Consider the following 23,662-nt stretch of genomic DNA (forward strand, 5'->3'; position numbering starts at 1 on the left):
ACCATGGACATCCTCGACACCGCCTTTATGCAGCGGGCGTTCATCGCCGCGATCCTGGTCGGCATCACCGCGCCCGCCGTCGGCGTCTATCTCGTCCAGCGCCGCCAGGCGCTGATGGGCGACGGCATCGGCCATGTCGCCATGACCGGTGTGGGCCTGGGCTTTCTGCTGTCGACCAATCCGATCTGGATGGCCACGCTTGTGGCGGTCGCCGGCGCGATCACCATGGAGCTGATCCGCACCTACGGCCGCACCCGCGGCGACATCGCGCTGGCGCTGCTCTTCTACGGAGGCATGGCGGGCGGCGTGATGCTGATCGAGTTGTCGGACGAGGGCTCGGCCGCCAATCTGTCCAGCTATCTCTTCGGCTCGCTGTCCACGGTCTCCGACGCCGACCTGACGGCGATCTCGCTGCTGGCCGCCTTTGTGATCCTGGTGTCGATCGGGCTGCGGAGGCAGCTGTTCGCGGTCAGCCAGGACGAGGAGTTCGCGCGGGTGACCGGTCTGCCGGTGCGGGCGCTGAATCTGCTGATCGCGGTGACCGCCGCGGTGACCGTCACCGTCGCCATGCGGGTGGTCGGGCTGCTGCTGGTCAGCGCGCTGATGGTGGTCCCGGTGGCGGCCGCGCAGCAGCTGTCGCGGTCGTTCCGGGCGACGTTCGCGGGCGCGGTGGCGATCGGGGTGACCGTCTCGGTGGCGGGCACGGCGACCTCGTACTACCAAGACGTGCCGCCGGGAGCGACCATTGTTCTGTTGACGATCGCGCTCTTCGCCGTGCTCGCCGCGCTGGCGACCCCGCTGGCGCGGCGGCGCGCCCGGGCGGCCGAGGCCGCCGCCGCGGAGGCGGCGGGGCACACGGCCGCGGGGGCTTCCGCGGCCGCGGGGACCTCGGCAGACGACGTCAGGGTCTGAGCCGGCCCCGGTCAGCCGGCCCTGCTCGTTCACGTCAAGGACTGCGCAGGGTCTGGCCAGGAGTCGACAGGCCGACCGGGCGTCTGATGCAACCTGGCACAATTGGCCGGACGTGAGTGAAGAGCGGCGAGGCGAGGAGGCACCTGTGGCGACGGCGCCAAGCAGCGGAAAGGCGGCCCCTGTGCGCGGCCGGTCGACCCGGCAGCGCGCCGCGGTGGCGGCGGCGCTCGACGAGGTCGACGAGTTCCGCAGTGCGCAGGAGCTCCATGACATGCTCAAGCACCGGGGCGACTCGGTCGGGCTGACGACGGTCTATCGCACGCTGCAGTCGCTCGCCGAGGCGGGCGAGGTCGATGTGCTGCGTACCAGCGACGGCGAGTCGGTGTACCGCCGTTGCTCGACGGACGACCATCACCACCATCTGGTGTGCCGGCTGTGCGGCAAGGCCGTGGAGGTCGAGGGCCCGGCGGTGGAGCGGTGGGCGGAGTCGATAGCGGCGCAGCACGGCTATGTGAATGTGGCGCACACGGTCGAGATCTTCGGCACGTGCGCGGAGTGCGCCGCGAAGAAGGAGTGACCTCGGGGCCATCTGCGTAAAGGTTCGCGGGACGACAGGGGCGGGGTGCCGGGCACCCCGCCCCTGGTGCGTCATCCGGTCACTCGGCGGTCTCGTTGGGGATCGCGCCGCCGAAGCGGCGGTCGCGCTGGGCGTACTCCAGGCAGGCGCGCCACAGGTCGCGGCGATCGAAGTCGGGCCACAGCACATCCTGGAAGACCATTTCGGCGTAGCTGCTCTGCCAGATCAGGTAGTTGGAGGTGCGCATTTCGCCGCTGGGCCGCAGGAAGAGATCGACATCCGGCATGTCCGGGTAGTACAGATATTTCTGCACGGTCTTCTCACTGACCTTGGCGGGGTCGAGCTTTCCGGCCCGGACGTCGGCGGCGATGGCCGCGGCGGCGTCGGCGATCTCCGCGCGGCCGCCGTAGTTGACGCAGAAGTACAGGGTCATCGCATCGTTGTTCTTGGTCTGCTCCTGGGCGACCTGAAGTTCCTGGACGACGGACTTCCACATGCGGGGCATCCGGCCGACCCAGCGGATGCGGATGCCCAGTTCGTCCATTTCATCGCGGCGGCGGCGGATGACGTCGCGGTTGAAGTTCATCAGGAAGCGGACCTCGTCGGGCGAGCGCTTCCAGTTCTCGGTGGAGAAGGCGTAGAGGGAGAGGTTCTTCACCCCGATGTCGATGCAGCCCTTGAGGACGTCGAGGACAACGCCCTCGCCGACCTTGTGGCCCTCGGTGCGGGGCAGTCCGCGCTCCTTGGCCCAGCGGCCGTTGCCGTCCATGACGACCGCGACATGGTTGGGGATCAGCTCGCCGGGGATCTTGGGCGGGCGCGCGCCGGAGGGGTGCGGCTCGGGGACCTTGTACTCGCGGCGGGGCCGGCCCAGGATTCCGCGTCGTGCCATGCGGCTCACATCTCCCATTGGTGTGTTGATCGCTACTTCTCGACGTATCGCAGCGAGCGCAGTCCGCGCTCCAAGTGCCAGTGCAGATAGGCGGAGACCAGTCCGCTGCCCTCTCTGACGTACCGCGGCTCACAGGCGTCCGCCGTGGCCCAGTCGCCGGTCAGCAGCGCGCTGAGCAGCCCGACGGCCTCCGCAGAGGGTACGACGCTGCCCGGCGCCCGGCAGTCGCCGCATATGACGCCGCCCGCGGCGACGGAGAAGAACCGGTTCGGCCCGGGGAGGCCGCAGCGGGCGCAGTCCTCGAAGCTGGGGGCGTAGCCGTTGACGGCGAGGGAGCGCAGCAGGAAGGCGTCGAGGACGAGGTTCGGGGCGTGCTCGCCGCGGGCGAGGGTGCGCAGTGCGCCGATGAGGAGGAGGTACTGCTGTACGGCCGGTTCGCCTTCGTGGTCGGTGAAGCGTTCGGCGGTCTCCAGCATGGCGGTGCCGGCGGTGTAGCGGGCGTAGTCGGCGACGATGCCGCCACCGTACGGAGCGATGGTCTCGCTCTGGGTGCACAGCGGGAGTCCGCGGCCGACGAGGTCGCTGCCGCGGGCGAAGAACTGGACGTCGACATGGGAGAAGGGTTCCAGCCGCGCCCCGAACTTCGACTTGGTGCGCCGCACTCCGCGGGCGACGGCCCGCACCCGCCCGTGTCCGCGGGTGAGGAGCGTGATGATGCGGTCCGCCTCACCCAGTTTCTGGGTGCGCAGGACGATGCCGTCATCACGGAACAGGGTCATGGGTCCATTGTCCCGTACGGCATGGGGGCGGCGGACCCGGTCCCGCCTCCCCCGCACCGTGTGCCGTAGCAGCTGCCGCGGGCGGCGACAACATCGCGGAAATGAGTCAGATGAGCGGGAGATCCAGAGAGCCGTCCAGCAGTCCGGGTGACCTGCTCGCGCAGCGATTCGAATGTTTCAGGACTCTTCGGGCTTACCGCCCTCTTGAGGTCATATGACATGGGCAGCAGGATCGGAGCCGTCCAACTCCCGTGCGGATAGCGGACGCACCCGACGGGACTGTCCGTCATGCGCACATGTTCGCGTCCCTGCACATGCATACGCCGTGTGCGCGCCGTCCATGCGCCGCCGCCGTTCCCAGTTCCGGTAAATCCGGTTGATCCGGTAAGGAGACCGAGACCGCCATGACCGATCGGCTCAGCCTCAGCCCCGAAGTCGCACGCCATCTCGCGACCACCAGCAAGACCCGCCCGCAGATGCGCGGCATCACCCCGCGCTATCTGCTGCGCGCCCTGCCCTGGGTGGACATGGACGCCGGTGTCTACCGGGTCAACCGCCGCCGCTCCTTCGTCCTGGGCGACGACCGGATCAGCACCTACACGGACGAGGAGGGCGTCGTCCGCGTGATCCCCGAGGATCTGCGGGAGGTGCCGTATCTGCGGGACGCCGACCCGGCGCTGCTCGCCGAACTGGCCGCCGCCTTCACCGAGGTCTCCTTCCGGCCCGGAGAGGAGCTGGCCGCCGAGGGCGCGCCGGCCGAGCGCCTCTGGGTGCTGGTCAAGGGCCGCGCGGAGAAGCATGTCACCGGCCCGTACGGCGATGACTCGGTGCTCGATGTGATCAGCGACGGCCAGTTCTTCGACCTGGCGGCATGGACCCGCCAGTCCGCCATGCCCGTCCAGGTCAGGGCGGTGACCGCCGGTACGGCCCTGTGTCTGGACCGCGCGGAGCTCGACCGGGTCGCCGACCGGGACGAGACCGGCACATTACGGGCCGCCGTCACCGCCTTCGCCGCCGGGGACGACGCCCCGGCCGGTGCGGAGGTCCCGGTCGACCTGGCCTCCGGCCATGTCGGCGAGCCCGACCTCCCCGGGACCTATGTGGAGTACGAGGACGCCCCGCGCGAGTACCACCTCAGCCTGGCGCAGACCGTGCTGCGCGTGCACAGCAGGGTCGCCGACCTCTACAACCAGCCGATGGACCAGACCCGCGTCCAGGCCGATCTGACGATCCACGCGCTGCGCGAACGCCAGGAGGCCATGATCCTCAACCACCCGGAGTACGGGCTGTTCCACAATGTCGCCCCGGGCCAGCGCGTGCAGACCCGGCGCGGCCGCCCCACCCCTGACGACCTCGACGAGCTGCTGGCGAAGGTCTGGAAGCAGCCCGCCTACTTCATCGCCCATCCGCGGGCGATCGCCGCCTTCGGCCGCGAGTGCACCCGCCGGGGCGTGCCGCCGGTGATCGACACCCGTTTCGGCAGCCCGCTGCTGACCTGGCGCGGAGTGCCGCTGCTGCCCTCGGACAAGGTGCGCATGAACGGGCTGAACGGCACCACCGAGATTCTGCTAATGCGCGTCGGCGAGGAGCAGCAGGGCGTGGTGGGGCTGCGCCCGGCCAAGGTCGCGGACGAGGTGGAGCCGGGCCTGGCGATGAAGAACATGGGCACCGACACCAAGGGCATCACCTCGTATCTGATGACGGCGTACTTCAACGCGGCGGTGCTGGTGGAAGACGCGGTCGCGGTGCTCAAGAACGTCGAGGTGTCTCGTTACTATGACTACGAGTGACCTCCTGGGCGGTCTGGTCCCGCCCACGGCGATTCCGCCCACGGCCGTCCCGCCCACGGCCCTCCCGTCGGCCGTCACGGAAGCGACCGCCGCCGCTCCCCCTGAGGCGACCGCACCACGCCCCTCGCCATCCGCGCCGTCCTCGCCATCCGCGTCCAACGCAACAGGGTTCTCCCCGGAGAAGGCCCGCGAGGACGTCCCGATCCTCCACCGGACGGTCAACGGCCGCCCGCTGGTCTGGCTGGACAACGCCGCCACGACCCAGAAGCCGCGCCAGGTGATCGAGGCCCTGGCCGTCTACTACGCGACGGCCAACTCCAACATCCACCGCGGCGCGCACACCCTGGCCCGCGAGGCCACGGAGGCGTACGAAGGCGGCCGGGCCGCCATCGCCTCCTTCCTCGGGGCACAGTCGCCGGACAGCGTCGTCTTCACGCGCGGCACCACGGAGGCGGTCAATCTGGTGGCGCAGAGCTGGGGCCGCGCCAACCTCGGCCCCGGCGACGAGATCCTGGTCCCGGAGCTGGAACACCACTCGGACATCGTCCCCTGGCAGCGCATCGCGGCCGAACGGCGCGCCCGCGTGGTCCCGGTCCCGCTGCTGCCCGACGGCACGATCGACCAGGACGCCTACGCCGATCTGCTGTCCTACCGCACCCAGCTGGTGGCGATCAGCCATGCGTCGAACACCCTCGGCACGGTCCCGCCCGTACGCGAGATGACGGCGCTGGCCCACCGCTACGACGCCAGGGTGCTCATCGACGGCGCCCAGGCGGTGGCCCATACGCCCGTGGACGTGACCGACCTGGACGCCGACTTCTACGCGTTCTCCGGCCACAAGATCTTCGGCCCCACGGGCATCGGCGCGCTGTACGCCAAACCCGAGGTGCTGGCCTCGATGCCACCCTGGCAGGGCGGCGGCAACATGATCGACTCGGTCTCCTTCGACGAGACGACCTACGCCCCCGACCCGCACCGCTTCGAGGCGGGCACCGGCCATATCTCCGGCGTCGTCGGCCTCGCCGCGGCCCTCGACTGGCTCACCGGCTTCGGCCGCGAGGCGGTCGCCGCGTACGAGGACCAGCTCATGGCGTACGCCGTCCAGTCCCTCGCCACCGTCCCGGGCCTTGAGCTGCTGGGCCCCGCGGCGGACCGGATCGGCGTGCTGACCTTCACGCTGACGGGATTCGACGCGGCGACGATCGCCGACTGGCTCGACAAGGACGGCATCGCCATCCGCGCGGGCCACCACTGCGCCCAGCCGGCCCTCGCCCACTACGGCCTGACAGACGCGGCCCGCGCCTCGCTCGCGCTCTACAACACGGCGGAGGAGGTGGACCAGTTGACGGCCTCGCTGCACGACTTGCAGCACAGCGGCGTCGGCAAGGCCGAATAGCGACGCCGCAACCGTGAACCGGGCAGCGCCATCCCACAGGCACCATTAGTCGGTTGATACTTTTATCCGCCATGGATCAGAGGTGGAACCGGCTGATCGTCGGGGTGGCGCTGCTCGGCCTGGCTTTCGGCGGCTGGAGCCTGTGGACCGGCCTCGACGAGTTGCGGACCCGCGCCCGCAGCCAGGAAGAGATAGCGAAGGCGTGCGGGGGCCTGGTGGACCCGGACAAGGTGCTGAGCCTGCACGGCGGAACGCTGCGCGCACAAGCCCCCGACGATGCGGACGATCGCATCACCGCGCCCGTCACCGGGCCAGACGACTGCGTCGTCTATCGCGTGACGGGGAAAGACAAACTCTTCGGCCTGTTCCAGCTGTCCATACGCCCCAAGCCGAACGAGCGATACGCCCACCTTGTTGGGAACAGCGTCACGGCCCCCTTCGAGAACGAGATACGCGAAGGCACGGACAACCCGGTAGGCGACGCCGACGTCCCGATGGACCACCCCCTCGGTGACGGCCGCCTCGGCAGCTACACACAGGACAGTGTCACCATGAAGGCCGTGTGCGACACACCGGGCGACGGCAAACTCACCTCGGTGTCGGCCACCGCACTGGCGTCCTACGACTCGGAGAAAGTGACGGCCGAGGAGCGCAAGACCCTGGCAGCCCTGGCAAGGGAAGCCGTGCAGAAGGCAGCGGCCCAGCTGGACTGCTCCGCACAGCTCACCCGGCCCCCGAAAAACCTCGATCCGCCGAACCGGCGCCTCGGCGCCGCGACCGCCGCGGACGGCACCTGCGCCTGGTACGCACGTTTCCTGCGCGGTGCCGACCGCGGGAGGCTGCCCGACCGCTTCCTGGCGGCTCCGACCAGCGCACGGGCCTGGACGGAGTCCTGTCTGCTCGCCCTGAGCACGGATGAACTGCGCCGCATATGGCCCGAGCTGAGCCCGTGGCTGCACCGGGACTTCGAGCTAGAGCCCTTTCTCCGGCATCTGCCGTGGTGGATGCAGGCGGAGTCCTTCTTCGGCGACGAAGCGACAGCGGTCACCGCTGAAGGCGTCACTGACCAGACACCGCTCAAACCCGGTACCGCAGGGGAGGTCGGCGGTGCGAATGTCTGGTGGGCCTCTTCCACCTGTCAGGGCCAACCCGCTCTCCATACGCTGACCGTTGCCTACCCCTACGACCGCACCGTGCGGGCGGACCTCTCGGCGGTGTTTCGCGCGTACGTCGACGACGTCACCGCCCGCCGCGGCTGCACGGACGTGAAGTTCCCGTCCGCGTCTGCCTTCGAGGAGGCCCCGGAGGTCAAGGAACCTCCCCGCGGCTCCGGGCGTTCTCGTACGCCGTCTTCGCGCTGATCCGCTCGGCGGCGGTGGCCGGCCGGACCTTCTCCGGCGTGCACACCCACTCCCGGCCGCCGCCCACCGGCCGCAGCCGCAGAGCCTGTCCGGCCTGACCGACGTACCTGCCCACCGTTCCGGTGCGGACGTCCACGACGTATGCGCCTTCGGACGGCATCGTCACTGCGCCGCTCCCCCTTCCCCTGAGAGCACGACCGCGGTGATCGCACGTGCCGTGTCGACGTTGCACCGCCCCAATTCAATGAGCGGGCAGGGGGTGTCCCGGGTGTACGAAGCGAGCTCGACGCGCAGCGACGGCAGCGTAATGCCCGACTGCTGCAAGACTTCACGCAGTCTGTTCACGGTTTCCTCCGCCTCTTCGATGCAATTCACCGAGTGCCGGGAGCGCGGGTTCGGTGGGTTAGGCATGTTCGCGGCCATGGCTTCCCTCTTCGATCCGGTTTCACGTTTCGCAACACAAGGGTGACGCTCCGCAGCTACGCTCAACAGGGGTATGCGCACTACAACGGACGTGTGTCACAAGGGGATTGATCCATGGCCAAGGGTCTGCGGCAGGCGGCGTGGGAATTCTTCGGCGCGGAACTCAAGCGGCGGAGGGAGGCGGCGGGGCTCACGCAATCGGATTTGGGGACGCGGGTGTTCGTATCCGGCGGATACATCGGCCAGTTCGAACAGGCCATCAGGAAGCCGCAGTTGGATGTGGCGCAGCGCATCGATGAGGTGCTGCAAACCGATGGCATTTTCGAGAGGATGTGGCGAAAGCTGATCGACAAGTCGCCGTATGCGACCTATTTCGCCGCGGTCGCGGAGCTCGAAGCGCTGGCGACGAAGATCTGCGAGTTCGAGCCCACGGTCGTTCCGGGCCTCCTCCAGACGAAGGAGTACGCGAGGGCGGTCACACTGGCGAGCAACCCGCTCGCGACCGAGGAGTTTCTCGACGAGACAGTGGACGCACGGACGGACCGCGCAAGGATTCTCAGCGATGCCACCCGCCCCATGTACTGGGCGATCCTGCACGAGACGGCCCTGCGCATCCCGGTGGACGGCCCGGCCGCCATGGCACGGCAGCTCGACCACCTGGTTGCGATGGCCCGCGAGCGCAAGGCGCTGATCCAGGTCCTGCCATTCTCCGCCGGAGCGTACCCAGAGATGGGCAACGGGCTTCGACTGATGGAGTTCGAGGACGCCCCGCCAACCGCCTATACAGAAGCAGTGTTTTCGGGAAATCTGCTGGACGATCCAGCAGTGGTGAAGCGTACTCAGGCCGCTTACGATCTCCTCAGGGCCGCCGCGCTGTCGCCGGAGGCGTCCCTGGCCCTGATCGAGTCGGCGGCGGAGGACTTCAGACGATGCGAGCGTTCGACCTGAGCACCGCCCGGTGGCGCAAGAGCAGCTACAGCGACGGGGACGGCGGCAACTGCGTCGAAGTGGGGTACGACTTCCCGGGCGCGGCCGCCTGGCGCAAGAGCACGTACAGCGACGGGCACGGCGGCAACTGCGTCGAAGTCCTGGACAACGTCCCCGGCGTCGTCCCCGTCCGCGACTCCAAGCTCCCCTCCAGCCCCGTCCTCGTCGTCACCGCCCCCGCCTGGGCCGCCTTCGTCCAGACCCTCAAGGGCTGACCCCGCCACGTCTGCCCGCGCGGCTAGGCTGGCATCGACTCCGGGTAGGGAGAGGACGGACACCATGAGCGCACACGAACCGTGGACCGTCAGCAGCATCAGCGAGGCGCTCGGCAATGCCGAACTGCGGCGGCAGTTCATCGCTGAGATCAACAGCGCTCCTGTTCACGAGCTCAGCCATGTCGCGGCCCGCTGGCAGGTCCGCGCAGAGATGCTCGCCGCCGCGGCTGAGCGAGGCGGTAAGATCCAGGCCTCCGAAGCCCAGGGACGCGAAGTACCGGGCGACCGTGACGTCACCGACAAGATCCTCGCCCTCGCCGAGCAGGCTCGCCGCAGCTAAAGCCGGGGCCCGTCGCGTACGTCGGATGCCGCTCCGGTGCCGCGCCGAAGGGCATGAGTGGTCCGTCGACGTCGAGAAACAGCAGCGGACGCTGTGCAGGGCCGGTCACGTCAGCACGATGGCGACCCGCCTAGAACGGCGCGCGGGCCGAGTCCAGCAGGCGGGTCGTGTCCTCTGGGGGGAGTTGCAGGGCCGCGCCGACCGTCGTCAGGACGTCGCGTTCCGCGGGGATGTAGGGGCCGTCCGCGAGGGCGATGCGGGCACCCTGGAGGAGGATGGATTCGCGGCCCGCGGGGGCCAGGTGGGGGGCCAGGGGTTCGAGGGCCTCGTGGAGTTCGATGGCCAGGGCCGCGCCGCAGGGGCCGGAGTCGGTGATGAAGCGGCCCGTGTCGGCGGCGAGGGCGTCGATGAAGGAGGTCAACTGGTCCTCGGTGCAGTCGTCGAGGCCGGCCGCGCGGACCGTGGTGACCGCCGTTTCGCGGACGGTGCGGGAGGCGGTGCCGCCGGAGGCGAGGACGGCCAGGGCGACGGTGTGCACGGCGTCGCGGAGCATCGCGGAGAAGCGGGTGGTGGTGGGGTGGTCCAGGACGTCCATGCCGTAGCGGGAGCGGCAGGCCGCGCACTCGACGACCGGGCCCGCCGAGCCGCGCGGCAGCAGCGGGACGCCGAGGAGGGTGAAGCGCCGGCGGCCGGTGCGTCTGCGGTAGTTGCGGTCGCCGCCGCAGCCGGGGCAGAAGAACTCTCCGTCGCCGATGGTGTTCCACGAGGTGTGGACTCCGCATACCAGCACTTTTCGGCCGAATAGTCCACGTACTGGCTGCACGTCGCACCTCCGTAACCATCCGGCAACACCGCCGCGTTGACGTGATGTTAGCCACATCCGTGAGGGTGCGTCAGTACCCCGGCCGCAGTACACCGGGGACATGGCCGATTCCCCTCCCTCGCGCTGCCTGTGCAGCGGTGCGCCCCCGGTCGCCCCCTTGCTGCGGGGGAACCGGGGGCGCGGGGCCCGATGAGACCCGAAAGAGCTACTGGCGGGCGGCTCGGTTGACGGCCGAGACCACTGCCTTGAGGGAGGCGCGTGTGGTGTTGGCGTCGATGCCGATGCCCCACAGGACCTGTCCGTCGATGGCGCACTCGATGTACGAGGCGGCCTGGGCGGAGGCGCCCTCGCTCATCGTGTGCTCGGTGTAGTCCAGGACGCGGGCGTCGATGCCGATGGTCTGGAGGGCGTCGACGAACGCGGAGATGGGGCCGTTGCCGGTGCCGGTCAGGCTGGTGTCGACGCCGTCGACGACCGCCTCGACGGTCAGGGTGTCGACGCCGTCGGTGTCGGTGGTGGTCTGGCCGGAGCGCAGCTGGACGCGGCCCCAGGCGCTCTGCGGGTCGGGGTGGGGCAGATACTCGTCCTGGAAGACCGCCCAGATGTCCTTCGGCGTGACCTCGCCGCCCTCGGTGTCCGTCTTCGCCTGGATGATCTTCGAGAACTCGATCTGCATCCGGCGCGGCAGGTCCAGCTTGTGGTCGTTCTTCAGAACGTAGGCGACGCCGCCCTTGCCGGACTGCGAGTTGACCCGGATGACGGCCTCGTAGGAGCGGCCGACGTCCTTGGGGTCGATCGGCAGATACGGAACCGCCCACTCCAGCTCGTCTGCGGTGACGCCGCGCGCGGCCGCGTCCGCCTCCATGGCGTCGAAGCCCTTCTTGATGGCGTCCTGGTGGGAGCCGGAGAAGGCCGTGTAGACCAGATCGCCCGCGTACGGGTGGCGGGGGTGGATCTCCATCTGGTTGCAGTACTCGGAGGTCCGGCGGATCTCGTCGATCTGCGAGAAGTCGATCTGCGGGTCCACGCCCTGCGAGAAGAGGTTCATGCCCAGGGTGACCAGGTCGACGTTGCCGGTGCGCTCGCCCTGCCCGAACAGACAGCCCTCGATGCGGTCCGCGCCCGCCATGATGGCCAGTTCGGCGGCGGCCACGGCGGTTCCGCGGTCGTTGTGCGGGTGCACCGACAGACAGATGTGCTCACGTCGGGACAGATTCCGGGACATCCACTCGAAGCGGTCGGCGTGCGTGGAGGGCGTGGAGCGCTCCACTGTCGCGGGCAGATTCAGGATGATCTCGCGGCCCGCCTCCGGCTGCCAGACGTCCATGACGCCCTCGCAGACCTCCAGCGCGAAGTCCAGCTCGGTGTCGGTGAAGATCTCCGGGCTGTACTGGTAGCCGAAGACCGTCTCATCGCCGAGGATCTTGTCCGCGTACTCCATCACCAGGCGGGTGCCGTCCACCGCGATCTGCTTGATGTCGTCCCTGGAGCCCCGGAAGACGACCCGGCGGAAGACGGGCGCGGTCGCGTTGTACAGGTGGACGGTGGCGCGGTGCGCGCCGCGCAGTGACTCCACCGTCCGTTCGATCAGGTCCTCGCGGGCCTGGGTCAGCACGGAGATGGTCACGTCCTCGGGGATCGCGCCCTCTTCGATGATGGAGCGTACGAAGGCGAAGTCCGTCTCGCCGGACGACGGGAAGCCGACCTCGATCTCCTTGTAGCCCATGCGCACCAGCAGCTCGAACATCTCGCGCTTGCGGGCCGGGGACATCGGGTCGATCAGCGCCTGGTTGCCGTCGCGCAGGTCGGTCGAGAGCCAGCGGGGCGCGACCGTGATCCGCTTGTCGGGCCAGGTGCGGTCCGGGATGTCCACGGCCTCGTACGGCCGGTACTTGTGAATCGGCATCCCGGACGGCTGCTGGGTGCGGGTCGCGTTGGTGATGGGCGTGGGGCGACCGACAGAGGTTTCAGACATTGCGTGGGGCTCCTCGGAGTGTCCGCTGGGACGGCCGACGGGTCGTGATCACCGCAACACCAGACTCCGCGGGGAGGGGGTCGGCCTACGACTACAGGCCCTCGCCGCGGCGGCTAAGGAGAAGCAGCCCGCTACGCATGATGAACGAGCGTAGCCGAGAGACACGCAAGTCGGCGGTCCCGTTCCAGTATGCGGGATGCCTCATGAGTCACGGGCGAACGTAATGAATCACTCCATTTCATCAATCGCTGCGCCGAACGGTGACAGACCGGTGACCCAGTGCCACATTGCGGAGCATGACTGAAACCCAGGCAGCGCTGTTCTGCACCATCGTGCCTCCGCATGTCCTCGACCGGCTGGCCCGCTCGCAGGACCCGGCCCTGTCCGCGCCCGCCCGCCGCACCCTGGAAGCGGACGCCGTACAGCGCACCCGGCGGCAGCTGACGACCGTCGCCGCCCCGGTGGCGGCCCCGGGGACGACCGCCGGCGAAGACGACGCAGACAGGGACACGGGCGCGGACGCGGAGGGCGCGCCCGAGTCCCCGCAGCGCACCGTCCACGACTGCCAGAACGGCACGGACCTGCCGGGCGTCGTGGTCCGCGCCGAGGGGGATGAGCCGGTCAAGGACGCCACGGTCAACCGCGTCTACACCGGTCTCGGCGCCACCTTCGAGCTGCTGCTGAAGGAGTACGGCCGCAGCTCCCTCGACGGCGCGGGCCTGCCGCTCAACGCCAGCGTCCACTTCGGCGACCAGTACGGGAACGCCTTCTGGGACGGCGAGCAGATGGTCTTCGGAGACGGCGACGGCGAGATCTTCCTCGACTTCTCCATCCCGGTCGACGTCATCGCGCACGAGCTGGCGCACGGCCTGACCCAGCACACGGCGAACCTCAGCTACTACGGCCAGCCGGGCGCGCTCAACGAATCCGTCTCCGATGTGATCGGCTCGCTGGTCAAGCAGTACACCCTGGGCCAGACCGCCGACGAGGCCGACTGGCTGATCGGCGCGGGGCTGCTCGCACCGCGCGTCACGGGTGTCGCGCTGCGCTCGATGAAGGCCCCGGGCACGGCGTACGACGACGATGTGCTCGGCAAGGACCCGCAGCCCGCGACGATGGACGACTACGTCCGCACCGGCCGGGACAACGGCGGGGTGCACATCAACTCGGGCATCCCGAACCACGCCTTCTATCTGGTCGCGACGCGGCTGGGCGGCAAGGCGTGGGAGCGGGCGGGGCAGATCTGGTTCGACGTGCTGACCGGCGGGGAGCTGGCCGTGGACGCGAACTTCACGAGCTTCGCCCGGCTGACGGCGGCGGCCGCGGCCGCCCGGTACGGGGAGGGCGCTGAGCACGAGGCGGTGGTGAAGGCCTGGGCGCAGGTGGGGGTGGAGACCGCCTGACGGGTGGGGGCGGCCGCACCCCGGGGTGGGGCTGGGCGCCCCTTGTGTTCACCGCTCAGCCCTATGTCATCGCGATGTCGCGCTCCGTAGCGTCACGGGCATGAGCGAACACACCCGACGCACCGTTCTGCGCACCGCCGCCGCCACAGGGGCGGGGCTGTCTCTCACCGGAGCCGCGGCCGGATCAGGAGCCGCGGCCGCGGCCACAGCCGGGTCCGGGGCCGGGGCCGCCGCGCACGGGCGCCGGCCGCCGCCCCCGCTGGGACCGGTCAGGGCCGGCCCCGACGACCCCCGCTATGAGCACCTGGTCAGCCGCGGCCAGGGCACCCGCTTCAAGGGCAGCCCCGATCTCGTCTATGTCGTCGGCTCGACCCGGCAGGTCGTACGGGCCGTGAACGAGTCGGTCAGGGCGGGCAGGCGGCTCGCCGTGCGCAGCGGCGGCCACTGCTTCGAGGACTTCGTGGACCATCCGGACATCCGCGTGGTCATCGACATGTCCGGGATGACGCAGGTGTACTACGACCCGCACCGGGACGCCTTCGCCGTGGAGGCCGGGGCGACGCTCGCCGAGGTGTACCGCAGGCTGCACCTCGGCTGGGGCGTGACCGTGCCGGCGGGCTGGTGCCCCGAGGTGGGGGCCGGCGGGCATGTGCCGGGCGGCGGCTACGGGCCGCTGTGCCGGCTGTACGGGCTCGCCGTCGACTATCTGTACGCGGTCGAGGTCGTGGTGGTCGACCGGCGCGGCCGGGCCCGCGCGGTGGTGGCGACGCGCGAGGCGGACGATCCGAACCGGGAGCTGTGGTGGGCGCACACCGGAGGCGGCGGGGGCAACTTCGGAGTGGTCACCCGCTACTGGTTCCGGGATCTGCCCTCGCCCCCGGCCACCGTGCTGAGCTTCACCGCCGAGTGGAGCTGGGAGGGCATGGACCGGGAGGCGTTCGCCCGGATGGTGCGGGGCCATGGCCGCTGGGCCGAGCGGCACAGCGGCTCCGGCGCCGCGGAGGCGGCGCTGTACAGCGAGTTCATCCTGTTCCGCAGGCAGCTCGGTGCACACCGGATGGCCGGGCAGGTGGCGGCCGGTCCGGGTACGGCGGAGCGGCTGCTGCGCGGCCATCTGGAGGCGATCGGCGCGGACGGCGGCGTACGGCCCTCGGCGGTGCGGACCCGGCGGCTGCCCTGGCTGACGGCGGCGCTGGAGGGGACGGGCGAGGACGGCAGCGCGTTCAGCCAGAAGATCAAGTCGGGGTATGCGCGGAAGGGGCTGACCGGCCGGCAGATCGAGGCGGTCCATCGCCATCTGACCCGCGCGGATGTGGATGTGCCGGGCGGGATGGTGTCCCTGAACACCTACGGCGGCCGGGTCAACGACGTCGCGCCGTCCGCCACCGCGGCGGCACACCGCGACTCGGTGCTGAAGCTGACCTATATGGCGTCCTGGGAGAAGCCCGAGCAGGAGGCGCGGCATCTGGCGTGGATCCGGGAGTTCTACCGGGATGTGTACGCGGACACGGGCGGGGTCCCGGCGCCGGGGCCGGTCGACGACGGGGCGTTCATCAGCTATCCGGACGTGGATCTGGCCGATCCGCGGTGGAACGCGTCGGGGGTGCCGTGGTCGGAGCTGTACTACAAGGACGGCTACCGGCGGCTGCGGCGGGCCAAGGCGCGGTGGGATCCGCGGGGTGTGTTCCGGCATGCGCTGTCCGTGGAGCCAGTGTGAGTGAGGTGAGGCGGGGTGAGCGGGCCGGTGTGCGTGGCGGCGCTCCGGTGTCGCCGCGCCCCGATTCGTACTAGAACGGGTGCCATGCGTATTCAGGTGAGGCGTACCGGAGGATTCGGCGGGATCGAGCGGTTCGCGGAGCTGGACACCGCGGGCCGCGCCGACGCCGATGAGCTGCAGGAGCTCGCCAGGCAGGTACTGGCCGAGGGCCACCGGACTCCGCCGGTCGGGGTGCCGGACGGGTTCAGCTACCAGATCACGGTGGAGGGGGAGACGGTGTACGCGACGGATCCGCGGTTGTCGGAGGGGGAGAGGCGGCTGATGTCGGTGGTGCTGAAGGAGGGGGCGTAGGGGGCGCGGGGGGGCCGCTGCGCGGGCTTGCTCCCCTGCCCCGCCCCTTCCCGGAACTGAGGGCAAGCCCCCAGACCCCGGTACGGCCTTCGGCCGTGTCCTCAAGCGCCGGACGGGCTGAATTTGGCTGCGCCAAATCCCAGCCCCGTGGGGGCACCCCCGGACGGAGTCTGGGGGAGATTGAGGCGCGGGGGGGCCGGGGGCTTAAGCCCCCGGTCAGAAGCCCAGCTTGCGCAGCTGCTTCGGGTCGCGCTGCCAGTCCTTCGCGACCTTGACATGGAGGTCCAGGAACACCGGCGTCCCCAGCAGCGCCTCAATGTGCTTGCGGGACTTAATGCCGACTTCCTTCAGGCGCTTGCCCTTGGGGCCGATGATGATGCCCTTCTGGCTGGGGCGCTCGATGTAGACGTTGGCGTGGATGTCGACGAGCGGCTTGTCGGCGGGGCGGTCCTCGCGGGGGAGCATTTCCTCGACGACCACGGCGATGGAGTGGGGCAGCTCGTCCCGTACGCCTTCCAGCGCGGCCTCGCGGATCAGTTCGGCGACCATGACCTGCTCGGGCTCGTCGGTGAGATCGCCCTCGGGGTAGAGGGCCGGGCCCTCCGGCAGCAGCGGGATCAGCAGATCGGCGACCAGCTGGACCTGCGTGCCCGCCCGTCGCCCGCCACCGCCCTTGTCCGAGGAGCTACGCTCCACACCTTCCTTTGCAGAGACGGGGACGATCTCGGCCCACTCGATGCCCAGCTCCTTGCCGAGCCGGTCGATCGCGATGAGCTGCTCGGCGAGGGTCCTGGAGTCGACCAGGTCGGTCTTGGTGACGACGGCGACCTTGGGGGTCTTCTTGATGCCGGCCAGCTCCTTGGCGATGAAGCGGTCGCCGGGGCCGATCTTCTGGTCGGCGGGCAGGCAGAAGCCGATGACGTCGACCTCGGCCCAGGTGGTGCGTACGACGTCGTTGAGCCGCTCGCCGAGCAGCGTGCGCGGCTTGTGCAGGCCGGGGGTGTCGACCAGGATCAGCTGCGCGTCGGGGCGGTGCACGATGCCGCGCACGGTGTGCCGGGTGGTCTGCGGCCGGTTGGAGGTGATCGCGACCTTCTGGCCGACCAGAGCGTTCGTGAGGGTGGACTTGCCCGCGTTGGGGCGGCCTACGAAACAGGCGAAGCCGGCCCGGTGCGGACTGTTGTTCTCTTCAGTGCGAGCGCTCATGGCGCCCATTGTCCCCGATGTCAGACCCCCGGGCGTACACGCGGCCTGCCGGGCCGGGCGCCGCGCCGGGCTCTGGCCCATACGACGGCGGCCACCGCGAGCGCCGCCGTGAGGAGGAGCACGACGAGCCAGGGCAGGGCGAAGAAGGACGCCGTGGCCGACTCGCGCACGTCGCGCGCGGCAGCCGTAAGCCGGACCTCGCCCCATTCGAGCTGGGGCGCGTCCGTCCAGCGCTCGGTCAGCCGGATCTTCTGGCGGGGCAGGAGTTCTGCGGGGATCTTCGTCAGCTCGCGGTCGAGCAGGTCGCGGCCGAAGAGTCCCTCGGCCTTCAGGGCCACCGTGGGGTTGAGGGTGACGTTGCCGCTGTTGTGCAGGGTGTACGAGATGAGCACGCTGCTCTCGCCGGCGCCGGGCACCAGGGGCTTGTCATGGGTCAGGGTGACGTCCTCGACGGCCAGCGCGGGCACGGTGGGGCCGCCGACCCGCAGATAGACGCGGGCCCCGACGGCCTGCTGGACGCCGACGTCCACGGCCGGGCCGCCGTCACGGCCGCCGTCACCGGCCGGGGCGATGCGTTCGTCGAGGGCGACGAGTGCGCCCGCGTGGTCGCCGGGCTCGGCGTCGTCGGGGACGGCGATGGTGTACGGCACGGTGACGGAGCCATGGGCGGGGACGGTGATCCGGTCGCGTTCGGGCGTGGCCCAGGCTCCGATGCCGCGCTGCTTCTCCTGCCGGGTGCGTACGGCGAAGCCGCCGTCGCGTGCCGTGTTGTAGGCGTCGGCGGCGTACAGCCGGAAGGTCAGGGGCGCGGCGGTCTTGTTGGCGACGGTCACCTCGTCGGAGACGGCGGCGCCGGGGTCGGCGGAGAGATAGAAGTACGGTCTGCTGCCCAGTTGGGAGGCGGCGGGATAGACGGACCAGTTGCCGTTGTCGGCGGCGTGTGCGAGGACGCCCGCGGCGGGGAGCCCGAGGGGAAGGAGTGCGAGCAGGGCGGCGAGCAGGAGAACGTACGCCTTGCGCATGCGTCCCTCCGGGGCCGTGGCGGGCCGGCCGCCGGGCGCAGGGTGCGCCCGGCGGCCGGCCCGACGATGCGGTTCACGCGGGAATCCAGGTGCAGGTGCCAGGTGCAGGTGTTCAGGTGCAGGTGTTCAGGTGAGGGTGAGGGTCAGCACCGCGGAGTAGCCGCCGGGTGCGGTGAACGCCGGCACGTCGAGCGAGAGACCAGCGTCAACGGTGAACTCGCCGCCGGACAGTGCGCCGTTGGGAGTGGTGGCCAGCGTCGCGCCGGCCGAGCCGACCGGTCCCGAAGAGCCCGCGGCGCAGGTGCTGGGGCTGCCCGGCTTGGTGGCGCAGGCCGGGGTCCAGCTCAGCGCGCCCGCGTCGATCTTCGCGCCGCCGGGTCCGGAGAAGTCGGTGACCTTGCCGGTCAGCGACCAGCCCGCGGGGCCGCCGCGGAAGTCCTTGACGGTCACCGTCTGGAGGTCGCCGGTGGACGCGCCGCCCGCGCCGAAGTCGACGGCGGACAGCTCGACGGTGTCGCCCGCCTGGGACATGGTCAGGACGCCCGCGGCGACGGAGGCGGTGAGCCGCTGGCTGTTCTCCGGCAGCGGGGTGTCCTCGATGACGGTGTAGGCGGCCGGGCCCGCGCCGGTGTCGGGGTTCCAGGCGTCGCCCTCGTACGCCACGATGCCGGTGGTGTCCGGGTCGCTGACCTTGAGCGAGGCGCTGAAGCTGCCGTCCGCACCGGCCGTGACGGTCATGGTGTCGGCGGTGTCGGCGTCCCCGGCCCGGCCGGCGACGGTGATGTCCGCGTGCGGGGTGAACTTTGTGCCGGTGACGGTGACCTGGTCGCCGGGTTTGCCGGAGGCGGCGGCGAGCTGGATGGCGCGCTCGTTGGCGCCGGGCTCGTCGGTCGCGTCGATGGTCTCGGAGACGGGGGCGGGCGGGTTGGTCACGGTGCAGGGAGTGTCCAGCTCCATGATGTAGCTGGTGTGGATGTTGTAGTCGCCGGGCGAGAGGGTGATCGAGCCGGGTTCGGTGACCGTGAACGTGCCGGTCATCGAGAACGGCGGGAACTCCCCCTTGCCGGGGACGGGCGGGTTCTTCTTCGGGCCCGCGACGGTGACGTCGCCGGTCTGCGCGCCGCCGAGGGTGACCTTGCCGGTGGGCGTCATGATGTCGGCGGGCAGCGCCAGATCGACGGGGTTGCTGGCGGCGGGTTTCGTGACGGTGTACGTCACGGTGACGGTGTCGCCCACCGTGGGGGCGGCGTTGTCGACGGTGATCTCGGCGGTCGTGGTGCCGTCGATCGGCGGGATGCCGGCGATCGGCGGCGGTACGCAGTGCGTGTCGAAGTCCACCGGTGCGGAGGCGGTCTCCAGGGCTGCGGCGGGCGTTGCGGCGAGCGGGCCCGCGCCGACGATCAGTGCGGCCGCGCCCAGCGCGGCGCCCCACCGCCGCCGTACGGAACGCCTGACGCCTCCGGGCGGCGCTGCGGCCCTGCGGGGTCCGGGGGTGGCTGAAGGCATGACTGCCCCCTTCTGACTGCCTGGTCCTGATGGGTGCGGACGCGGCGGCTCTTCCGCGGCGGCAGAGGGCCATTGACGGGCGGGGGCGGTGAGAAGTCAATGGAATCGAAATGCACCGACTGATGGCCCATCAGACACTGTCAAGATCCCGTGAGCGTTCCGCGGGGACGCTGTGGACCGCGCAGCTACGAAGCTACGAAGGGGGCCCGCCACACCAGGGTGCGGCGGGCGCTGTTTCAGTCGGACGTGCCCGCGGGCGTCGAGGACGTCAGCGTGCCGTCGGGGGCCGCCAGGAAGACCGGGGTGTCCGGGCCGCCGAGGTCGCGGACGGCGGCGCGGTCCTCGGCGGAGGGAGCCTGCGCGGTGGAGACGACGGCCGCCGCCTCCAGCGACCGCGCGCCGCTCGCGACGGCCATCGCCACCGCCGTCCGCAGCGCGGAGAGCTTCAGCGAGTCCAGCGCCACCGTCCCTGCGACATAGGTGCGGCCGGTCTCGTCCCGTACGGCCGCGCCCTCAGGCACGGCGTTGCGGGCGCGGGCGCTGCGGGCCAGGGTGATGATCTTGCGGTCCTCGGGGTCGAGGCCGGTGCTCTGGTCGGTGCTCTGCGTCATGGACCGAGCATAGATCGGCAACGCGTACGCGAGCGGCGAGGCCCCGTGGCCGGGAACCTCGCCGCCCAAACGCTCTGGCTCAGGTGGGACTCGTCGGCGGCGGTCGGGTCCGCCTTCCAGCCGTCCGGCAGGTCCTTGACCTCCAGCGTGGCCGCCTTCAACTGCGCCGCGGTCAGCGCGGCCGCAGGCTTCGCCGCTCAGCCCGCCACTGGATAAAGCGAGCCTCGGCGGCCCTCCGGGCTCGTCAGCCACTGGAGTTTCTCCGCCGTGCCCGTCTCCGGCGGTCAGACCGTGCGGCGTCAGGGCCGGTCGGGGCCGGGGCGCTGCGCGTTCACTCCCCCGCTCCCCCCTCCATACTGGTCCTGGGCGGCCGCCGGCGGCTCCTGGCCGACGGGTTCGGCGAGCACCGTGACGATCTTGTTGCGGCGGCCGGCCGGGGACTCGGCGGTCAGCCGCAGCGCCCGCCCGCCCGGCAGGTCCACCACCGCGGACGCTCCGGCGATGGGGACCCGGCCCAGCGCCTTGGCGAGCAGCCCGCCGACCGTCTCCACGTCCTCGTCGTCGAACGCGTCAAGGCCGTACAGCTCGCCGAGGTCGCCCAGGTCGAGCCGGGCGGTGACGCGGAAGCGCCCGCCGCCCAGCTCCTCGACCGGCGGCAGCTCCCGGTCGTACTCGTCAGTGATCTCGCCGACGATCTCCTCAAGGATGTCCTCGATGGTGACGATGCCGGCCGTGCCGCCGTACTCGTCGATGACGACGGCCACGTGGTTGCGCTTCTGCTGCATCTCGCGCAGCAGATCGCCGGCGTTCTTGGTGTCGGGCACGAAGACGGCGGGCCGCATCGCCGTGGCGACCAGATCGGCCTCCGCCTCGCGGTTGATATGCGTCTTGCGCACCAGATCCTTGAGATAGACGATGCCGACGACGTCGTCCTCGTTCTCCCCGGTGACGGGGATGCGGGAGAAGCCGGAGCGCAGCGCCAGCGTCAGCGCCTGCCGCACGGTCTTGAAGCGCTCGATGGAGATGATGTCGGTGCGCGGCACCATCACCTCGCGCACCAGGGTGTCGCCCAGCTCGAAGACGGAGTGCACCATGCGGCGCTCCTCGTCCTCGATGAGCTGCTCCTGCTCGGCGAGGTCGACCATCGCCCGCAGCTCGGCCTCGCTGGCGAACGGGCCCTTGCGGAAGCCCTTTCCGGGCGTGAGGGCGTTGCCGATGAGGATCAGCAGCTGCGGGACCGGGCCCATGACCCGGGCGAGCGGCAGCAGGATGTACGCGGACGCCGTGGCCGTGTTCAGCGGGTGCTGGCGGCCGATGGTGCGCGGTGACACGCCGACGGCGACGTACGACACCAGGACCATCACGGCGATGGCGACCAGCAGCGCCGCCCAGGTCTCGGCGAACTCCTCCAGACAGACATAGGTGACCAGCACGCCCGCCGCCATCTCGCAGGCGACCCGCACCAGCAGGGCGACATTGAGATAGCGGGTCGGGTCGGCGGCGACCTGGGCCAGTCTGGCCGCGCCGCGCCGCCCGGAGCGTACGGCCTCGGCGGCGCGGAAGCTGGAGACCCGGGCGATGCCCGCCTCCGCGCAGGCGGCCAGCCAGGCGACGACGACCAGCAGGACGGCGCCGAAGATCAGTTGACCGGTCATGACACGGTGGGCGCGGGGGACGGGCCGGTCAGGCCCTTCTCCGCCCGCCAGCCGTCCACGATCGCCGCCTGGAGGCCGAACATCTCGGCCCGCTCGTCGGGCTCCTCGTGGTCGTAACCGAGCAGATGCAGCACTCCGTGGACGGTGAGCAGCTGGAGCTCCTCGTCCATGGAGTGCTGGGTGGGGGCCTGCTCACCCTGCCGCTTGGCGACCTCAGGGCAGAGCACGATGTCGCCGAGGAGCCCCTGAGGGGGCTCCTCGTCGTCCTTGGCCGGCGGGCGCAGCTCGTCCATCGGGAAGGACATGACATCGGTGGGACCGGGCAGATCCATCCACTGGACGTGCAGCTGTTCCATGGCCTCGGCGTCCACAACGATCACCGAGAGCTCGGAGAGCGGGTGGATGCGCATCCGGGCGAGCGCATAGCGGGCGATCTCGAGGATCGCCTGCTCGTCGACCTCGGTGCCGGACTCGTTGTTGACGTCGATCGACATGGTGCTGTGCGTCTACTTCCCGTGGGTCCCGTGCGGCGTGCCATTGCGGCTGTCGTACTTCTCGTACGCGTCGACGATACGGCCCACGAGCTTGTGCCGTACGACGTCATGCGAGGTGAGCCGGGAGAAGTGGACGTCGTCGACGCCGTCGAGGATCTCCTGGACCTGGCGCAGTCCAGACTTGGTGCCGCCGGGCAGGTCGATCTGGGTGATGTCACCCGTGATGACGATCTTCGAGTCGAAGCCGAGCCTCGTCAGGAACATCTTCATCTGCTCGGGGTTCGTGTTCTGCGCCTCGTCCAGGATGATGAACGCGTCATTGAGCGTCCTGCCGCGCATATACGCCAGGGGAGCGACCTCGATGGTGCCCGCGGCCATCAGCCGGGGGATGGAGTCGGGGTCGAGCATGTCGTGCAGCGCGTCGTACAGCGGACGCAGATACGGGTCGATCTTCTCGTAGAGCGTGCCGGGCAGGAAGCCGAGCCGCTCGCCCGCCTCGACGGCGGGCCTGGTCAGGATGATCCGGTTGACCTGCTTGGACTGCAGGGCCTGGACCGCCTTGGCCATGGCGAGATAGGTCTTTCCGGTGCCCGCGGGGCCGATGCCGAAGACGACGGTGTGCTTGTCGATGGCGTCGACATAGCGCTTCTGGTTGAGCGTCTTGGGGCGGATGGTCCGGCCGCGACTGGAGAGGATGTTCTGGGTGAGGACCTCGGACGGGGTCTCCACCGCCGCTCCCCCGGTCTCGTCCTTCAGCATGGCGATGGACCGTTCCACGGCGTCCTCCGTCATCGGCTGCCCGGTGCGGAGCACGAGCATCATCTCGTCGAACAGGCGCTGGATCAGTGCGACTTCCGTGGCGTCGCCCACCGCGCTGATCTCATTGCCCCGCACATGGATGTCGGCGTGCGGGAAGGCGTCCTCGATCACGCGGAGCAGCGCGTCGCCCGAGCCGAGCACGGTCACCATCGGATGCTTGGCGGGTACGGTGAAGTGGGCTCGTACCTGATCTGTGGGTGTCTGAGTCATGGGCCGGCTCTCTGGCCTGCGCATACCTCCTGTTGCAGGGTTCTCGCCTGTCGACAACCTCTGGAACTCCAAGCCTACGACGCCGCGCTGACAAGGCCGAGACCTTTTCCCGGGCCCATGTGCGGTCCAGGGCCCATCTGCGGTCCGGGGCCACGTGCGGCCCGGGCCCATCTGCGGTCCGCGGCCTTCGCCGAACGC

General features: G+C 70.3%; 24 protein-coding genes. 11 read left to right on the forward strand and 13 right to left on the reverse strand.

Going from position 1 to position 23,662, the window contains the following annotated elements; genetic code table 11:
* Window positions 1-3 precede the first annotated feature (3 nt).
* A complete protein-coding gene (locus tag OF819_RS20405) occupies window positions 4-912 on the forward strand; it encodes a metal ABC transporter permease (protein WP_267245043.1) in 909 nt (302 codons plus the stop codon).
* A 145-nt stretch (window positions 913-1,057) separates the two neighbouring features.
* Window positions 1,058-1,489, forward strand: a complete 432-nt coding sequence (locus OF819_RS20410) for a Fur family transcriptional regulator (protein WP_267245044.1) — start codon at window positions 1,058-1,060, stop codon at window positions 1,487-1,489.
* A gap of 79 nt (window positions 1,490-1,568) precedes the next feature.
* Here OF819_RS20410 and OF819_RS20415 read toward each other — a convergent pair whose 3' ends face one another.
* Together OF819_RS20415 and recO are read right to left on the reverse strand one after the other, a co-directional pair.
* Window positions 1,569-2,381: an isoprenyl transferase gene (locus OF819_RS20415; protein ID WP_267245045.1), complete on the reverse strand. Its 813-nt coding sequence runs from the start codon at window positions 2,379-2,381 to the stop codon at window positions 1,569-1,571.
* Between the two features lie 32 nt (window positions 2,382-2,413).
* Window positions 2,414-3,160: a DNA repair protein RecO gene (gene recO / locus OF819_RS20420; protein WP_267245046.1), complete on the reverse strand. Its 747-nt coding sequence runs from the start codon at window positions 3,158-3,160 to the stop codon at window positions 2,414-2,416.
* A 404-nt stretch (window positions 3,161-3,564) separates the two neighbouring features.
* Here recO and OF819_RS20425 point away from each other — a divergent pair, with 404 nt between their 5' ends.
* The 3 genes from OF819_RS20425 (at window position 3,565) to OF819_RS20435 (ending at window position 7,707) form a co-directional block, all read left to right on the forward strand.
* Entirely contained in the window at window positions 3,565-4,950 is a 1,386-nt protein-coding gene (locus tag OF819_RS20425) for a family 2B encapsulin nanocompartment shell protein (RefSeq protein WP_267245047.1), read from the forward strand.
* Window positions 4,937-6,346, forward strand: a complete 1,410-nt coding sequence (locus OF819_RS20430) for a SufS family cysteine desulfurase (protein ID WP_267245048.1) — start codon at window positions 4,937-4,939, stop codon at window positions 6,344-6,346. The genes OF819_RS20425 and OF819_RS20430 overlap by 14 nt, the downstream gene beginning before the upstream one ends.
* A 71-nt stretch (window positions 6,347-6,417) precedes the next feature.
* Window positions 6,418-7,707: a hypothetical protein gene (locus tag OF819_RS20435; RefSeq protein WP_267245049.1), complete on the forward strand. Its 1,290-nt coding sequence runs from the start codon at window positions 6,418-6,420 to the stop codon at window positions 7,705-7,707.
* Here OF819_RS20435 and OF819_RS20440 read toward each other — a convergent pair.
* Together OF819_RS20440 and OF819_RS20445 are read right to left on the reverse strand one after the other, a co-directional pair.
* Window positions 7,655-7,867 carry a hypothetical protein gene (locus OF819_RS20440; protein ID WP_267245102.1) on the reverse strand — a complete coding sequence of 71 codons (213 nt, stop codon included), beginning with the start codon at window positions 7,865-7,867 and terminating at the stop codon, window positions 7,655-7,657. The two genes, OF819_RS20435 and OF819_RS20440, sit on opposite strands and share 53 nt — an antisense overlap.
* Before the next feature lie 2 nt (window positions 7,868-7,869).
* On the reverse strand, window positions 7,870-8,130 hold the full coding sequence (locus tag OF819_RS20445; protein WP_267245050.1) for a hypothetical protein: 261 nt from the start codon (window positions 8,128-8,130) through the stop codon (window positions 7,870-7,872).
* Window positions 8,131-8,244: 114 nt separating this feature from the next.
* Between OF819_RS20445 and OF819_RS20450 the strand changes: the two genes are divergently transcribed.
* The 3 genes from OF819_RS20450 to OF819_RS20460 all read left to right on the forward strand — a co-directional run bounded on the left by OF819_RS20450 (window position 8,245) and on the right by OF819_RS20460 (window position 9,672).
* Window positions 8,245-9,078, forward strand: a complete 834-nt coding sequence (locus tag OF819_RS20450; protein WP_267245051.1) for a helix-turn-helix domain-containing protein — start codon at window positions 8,245-8,247, stop codon at window positions 9,076-9,078.
* Window positions 9,060-9,332 (forward strand): DUF397 domain-containing protein, encoded by a 273-nt coding sequence (locus OF819_RS20455; protein ID WP_267245052.1) that lies wholly within the window; start codon window positions 9,060-9,062, stop codon window positions 9,330-9,332. Before OF819_RS20450 ends, OF819_RS20455 begins: the two co-directional genes overlap by 19 nt.
* 64 nt (window positions 9,333-9,396) lie before the next feature.
* Entirely contained in the window at window positions 9,397-9,672 is a 276-nt protein-coding gene (locus OF819_RS20460; RefSeq protein WP_267245053.1) for a hypothetical protein, read from the forward strand.
* Window positions 9,673-9,802: 130 nt separating this feature from the next.
* Here the strand turns inward: OF819_RS20460 and OF819_RS20465 are convergent, their stop codons facing one another.
* Window positions 9,803-10,495, reverse strand: coding sequence for a TerB family tellurite resistance protein (locus OF819_RS20465; RefSeq protein WP_267245054.1), 693 nt, complete (start codon window positions 10,493-10,495; stop codon window positions 9,803-9,805).
* Window positions 10,496-10,700: 205 nt separating this feature from the next.
* Window positions 10,701-12,470, reverse strand: coding sequence for a 2-isopropylmalate synthase (gene leuA / locus OF819_RS20470; RefSeq protein WP_267245055.1), 1,770 nt, complete (start codon window positions 12,468-12,470; stop codon window positions 10,701-10,703).
* 296 nt (window positions 12,471-12,766) lie between these two features.
* On the opposite strand from leuA, the gene OF819_RS20475 reads away from it, so the two are divergent.
* The 3 genes from OF819_RS20475 to OF819_RS20485 all read left to right on the forward strand — a co-directional run bounded on the left by OF819_RS20475 (window position 12,767) and on the right by OF819_RS20485 (window position 15,941).
* On the forward strand, window positions 12,767-13,873 hold the full coding sequence (locus OF819_RS20475; RefSeq protein ID WP_267245056.1) for a M4 family metallopeptidase: 1,107 nt from the start codon (window positions 12,767-12,769) through the stop codon (window positions 13,871-13,873).
* A gap of 100 nt (window positions 13,874-13,973) precedes the next feature.
* Entirely contained in the window at window positions 13,974-15,590 is a 1,617-nt protein-coding gene (locus OF819_RS20480; RefSeq protein ID WP_267245057.1) for an FAD-binding oxidoreductase, read from the forward strand.
* 84 nt (window positions 15,591-15,674) lie between these two features.
* Complete coding sequence (locus OF819_RS20485; RefSeq protein WP_267245058.1) at window positions 15,675-15,941, forward strand: protealysin inhibitor emfourin; 267 nt, start codon at window positions 15,675-15,677, stop codon at window positions 15,939-15,941.
* Window positions 15,942-16,157: 216 nt separating this feature from the next.
* Here OF819_RS20485 and OF819_RS20490 read toward each other — a convergent pair whose 3' ends face one another.
* The 7 genes from OF819_RS20490 to OF819_RS20520 form a co-directional block, all read right to left on the reverse strand.
* On the reverse strand, window positions 16,158-17,156 hold the full coding sequence (locus OF819_RS20490; protein ID WP_267245059.1) for a GTPase Era: 999 nt from the start codon (window positions 17,154-17,156) through the stop codon (window positions 16,158-16,160).
* An 11-nt stretch (window positions 17,157-17,167) separates the two neighbouring features.
* Entirely contained in the window at window positions 17,168-18,169 is a 1,002-nt protein-coding gene (locus OF819_RS20495) for a WxL protein peptidoglycan domain-containing protein (protein ID WP_267245060.1), read from the reverse strand.
* A 126-nt stretch (window positions 18,170-18,295) separates the two neighbouring features.
* Window positions 18,296-19,675, reverse strand: a complete 1,380-nt coding sequence (locus tag OF819_RS20500) for a beta-xylosidase (protein ID WP_267245061.1) — start codon at window positions 19,673-19,675, stop codon at window positions 18,296-18,298.
* 236 nt (window positions 19,676-19,911) lie between these two features.
* Window positions 19,912-20,286, reverse strand: coding sequence for a cytidine deaminase (locus tag OF819_RS20505; RefSeq protein WP_267245062.1), 375 nt, complete (start codon window positions 20,284-20,286; stop codon window positions 19,912-19,914).
* A 299-nt stretch (window positions 20,287-20,585) separates the two neighbouring features.
* On the reverse strand, window positions 20,586-21,941 hold the full coding sequence (locus OF819_RS20510) for a hemolysin family protein (protein WP_267245063.1): 1,356 nt from the start codon (window positions 21,939-21,941) through the stop codon (window positions 20,586-20,588).
* Window positions 21,938-22,435: an rRNA maturation RNase YbeY gene (gene ybeY / locus OF819_RS20515; protein WP_267245064.1), complete on the reverse strand. Its 498-nt coding sequence runs from the start codon at window positions 22,433-22,435 to the stop codon at window positions 21,938-21,940. The genes OF819_RS20510 and ybeY overlap by 4 nt, the downstream gene beginning before the upstream one ends.
* A gap of 12 nt (window positions 22,436-22,447) precedes the next feature.
* Window positions 22,448-23,464, reverse strand: a complete 1,017-nt coding sequence (locus OF819_RS20520) for a PhoH family protein (RefSeq protein WP_267245065.1) — start codon at window positions 23,462-23,464, stop codon at window positions 22,448-22,450.
* Between the last annotated feature and the right edge of the window lie 198 nt (window positions 23,465-23,662).

It is taken from the genome of Streptomyces sp. PR69 (genome assembly GCF_026420845.1).
GTDB lineage: Bacteria > Actinomycetota > Actinomycetes > Streptomycetales > Streptomycetaceae > Streptomyces.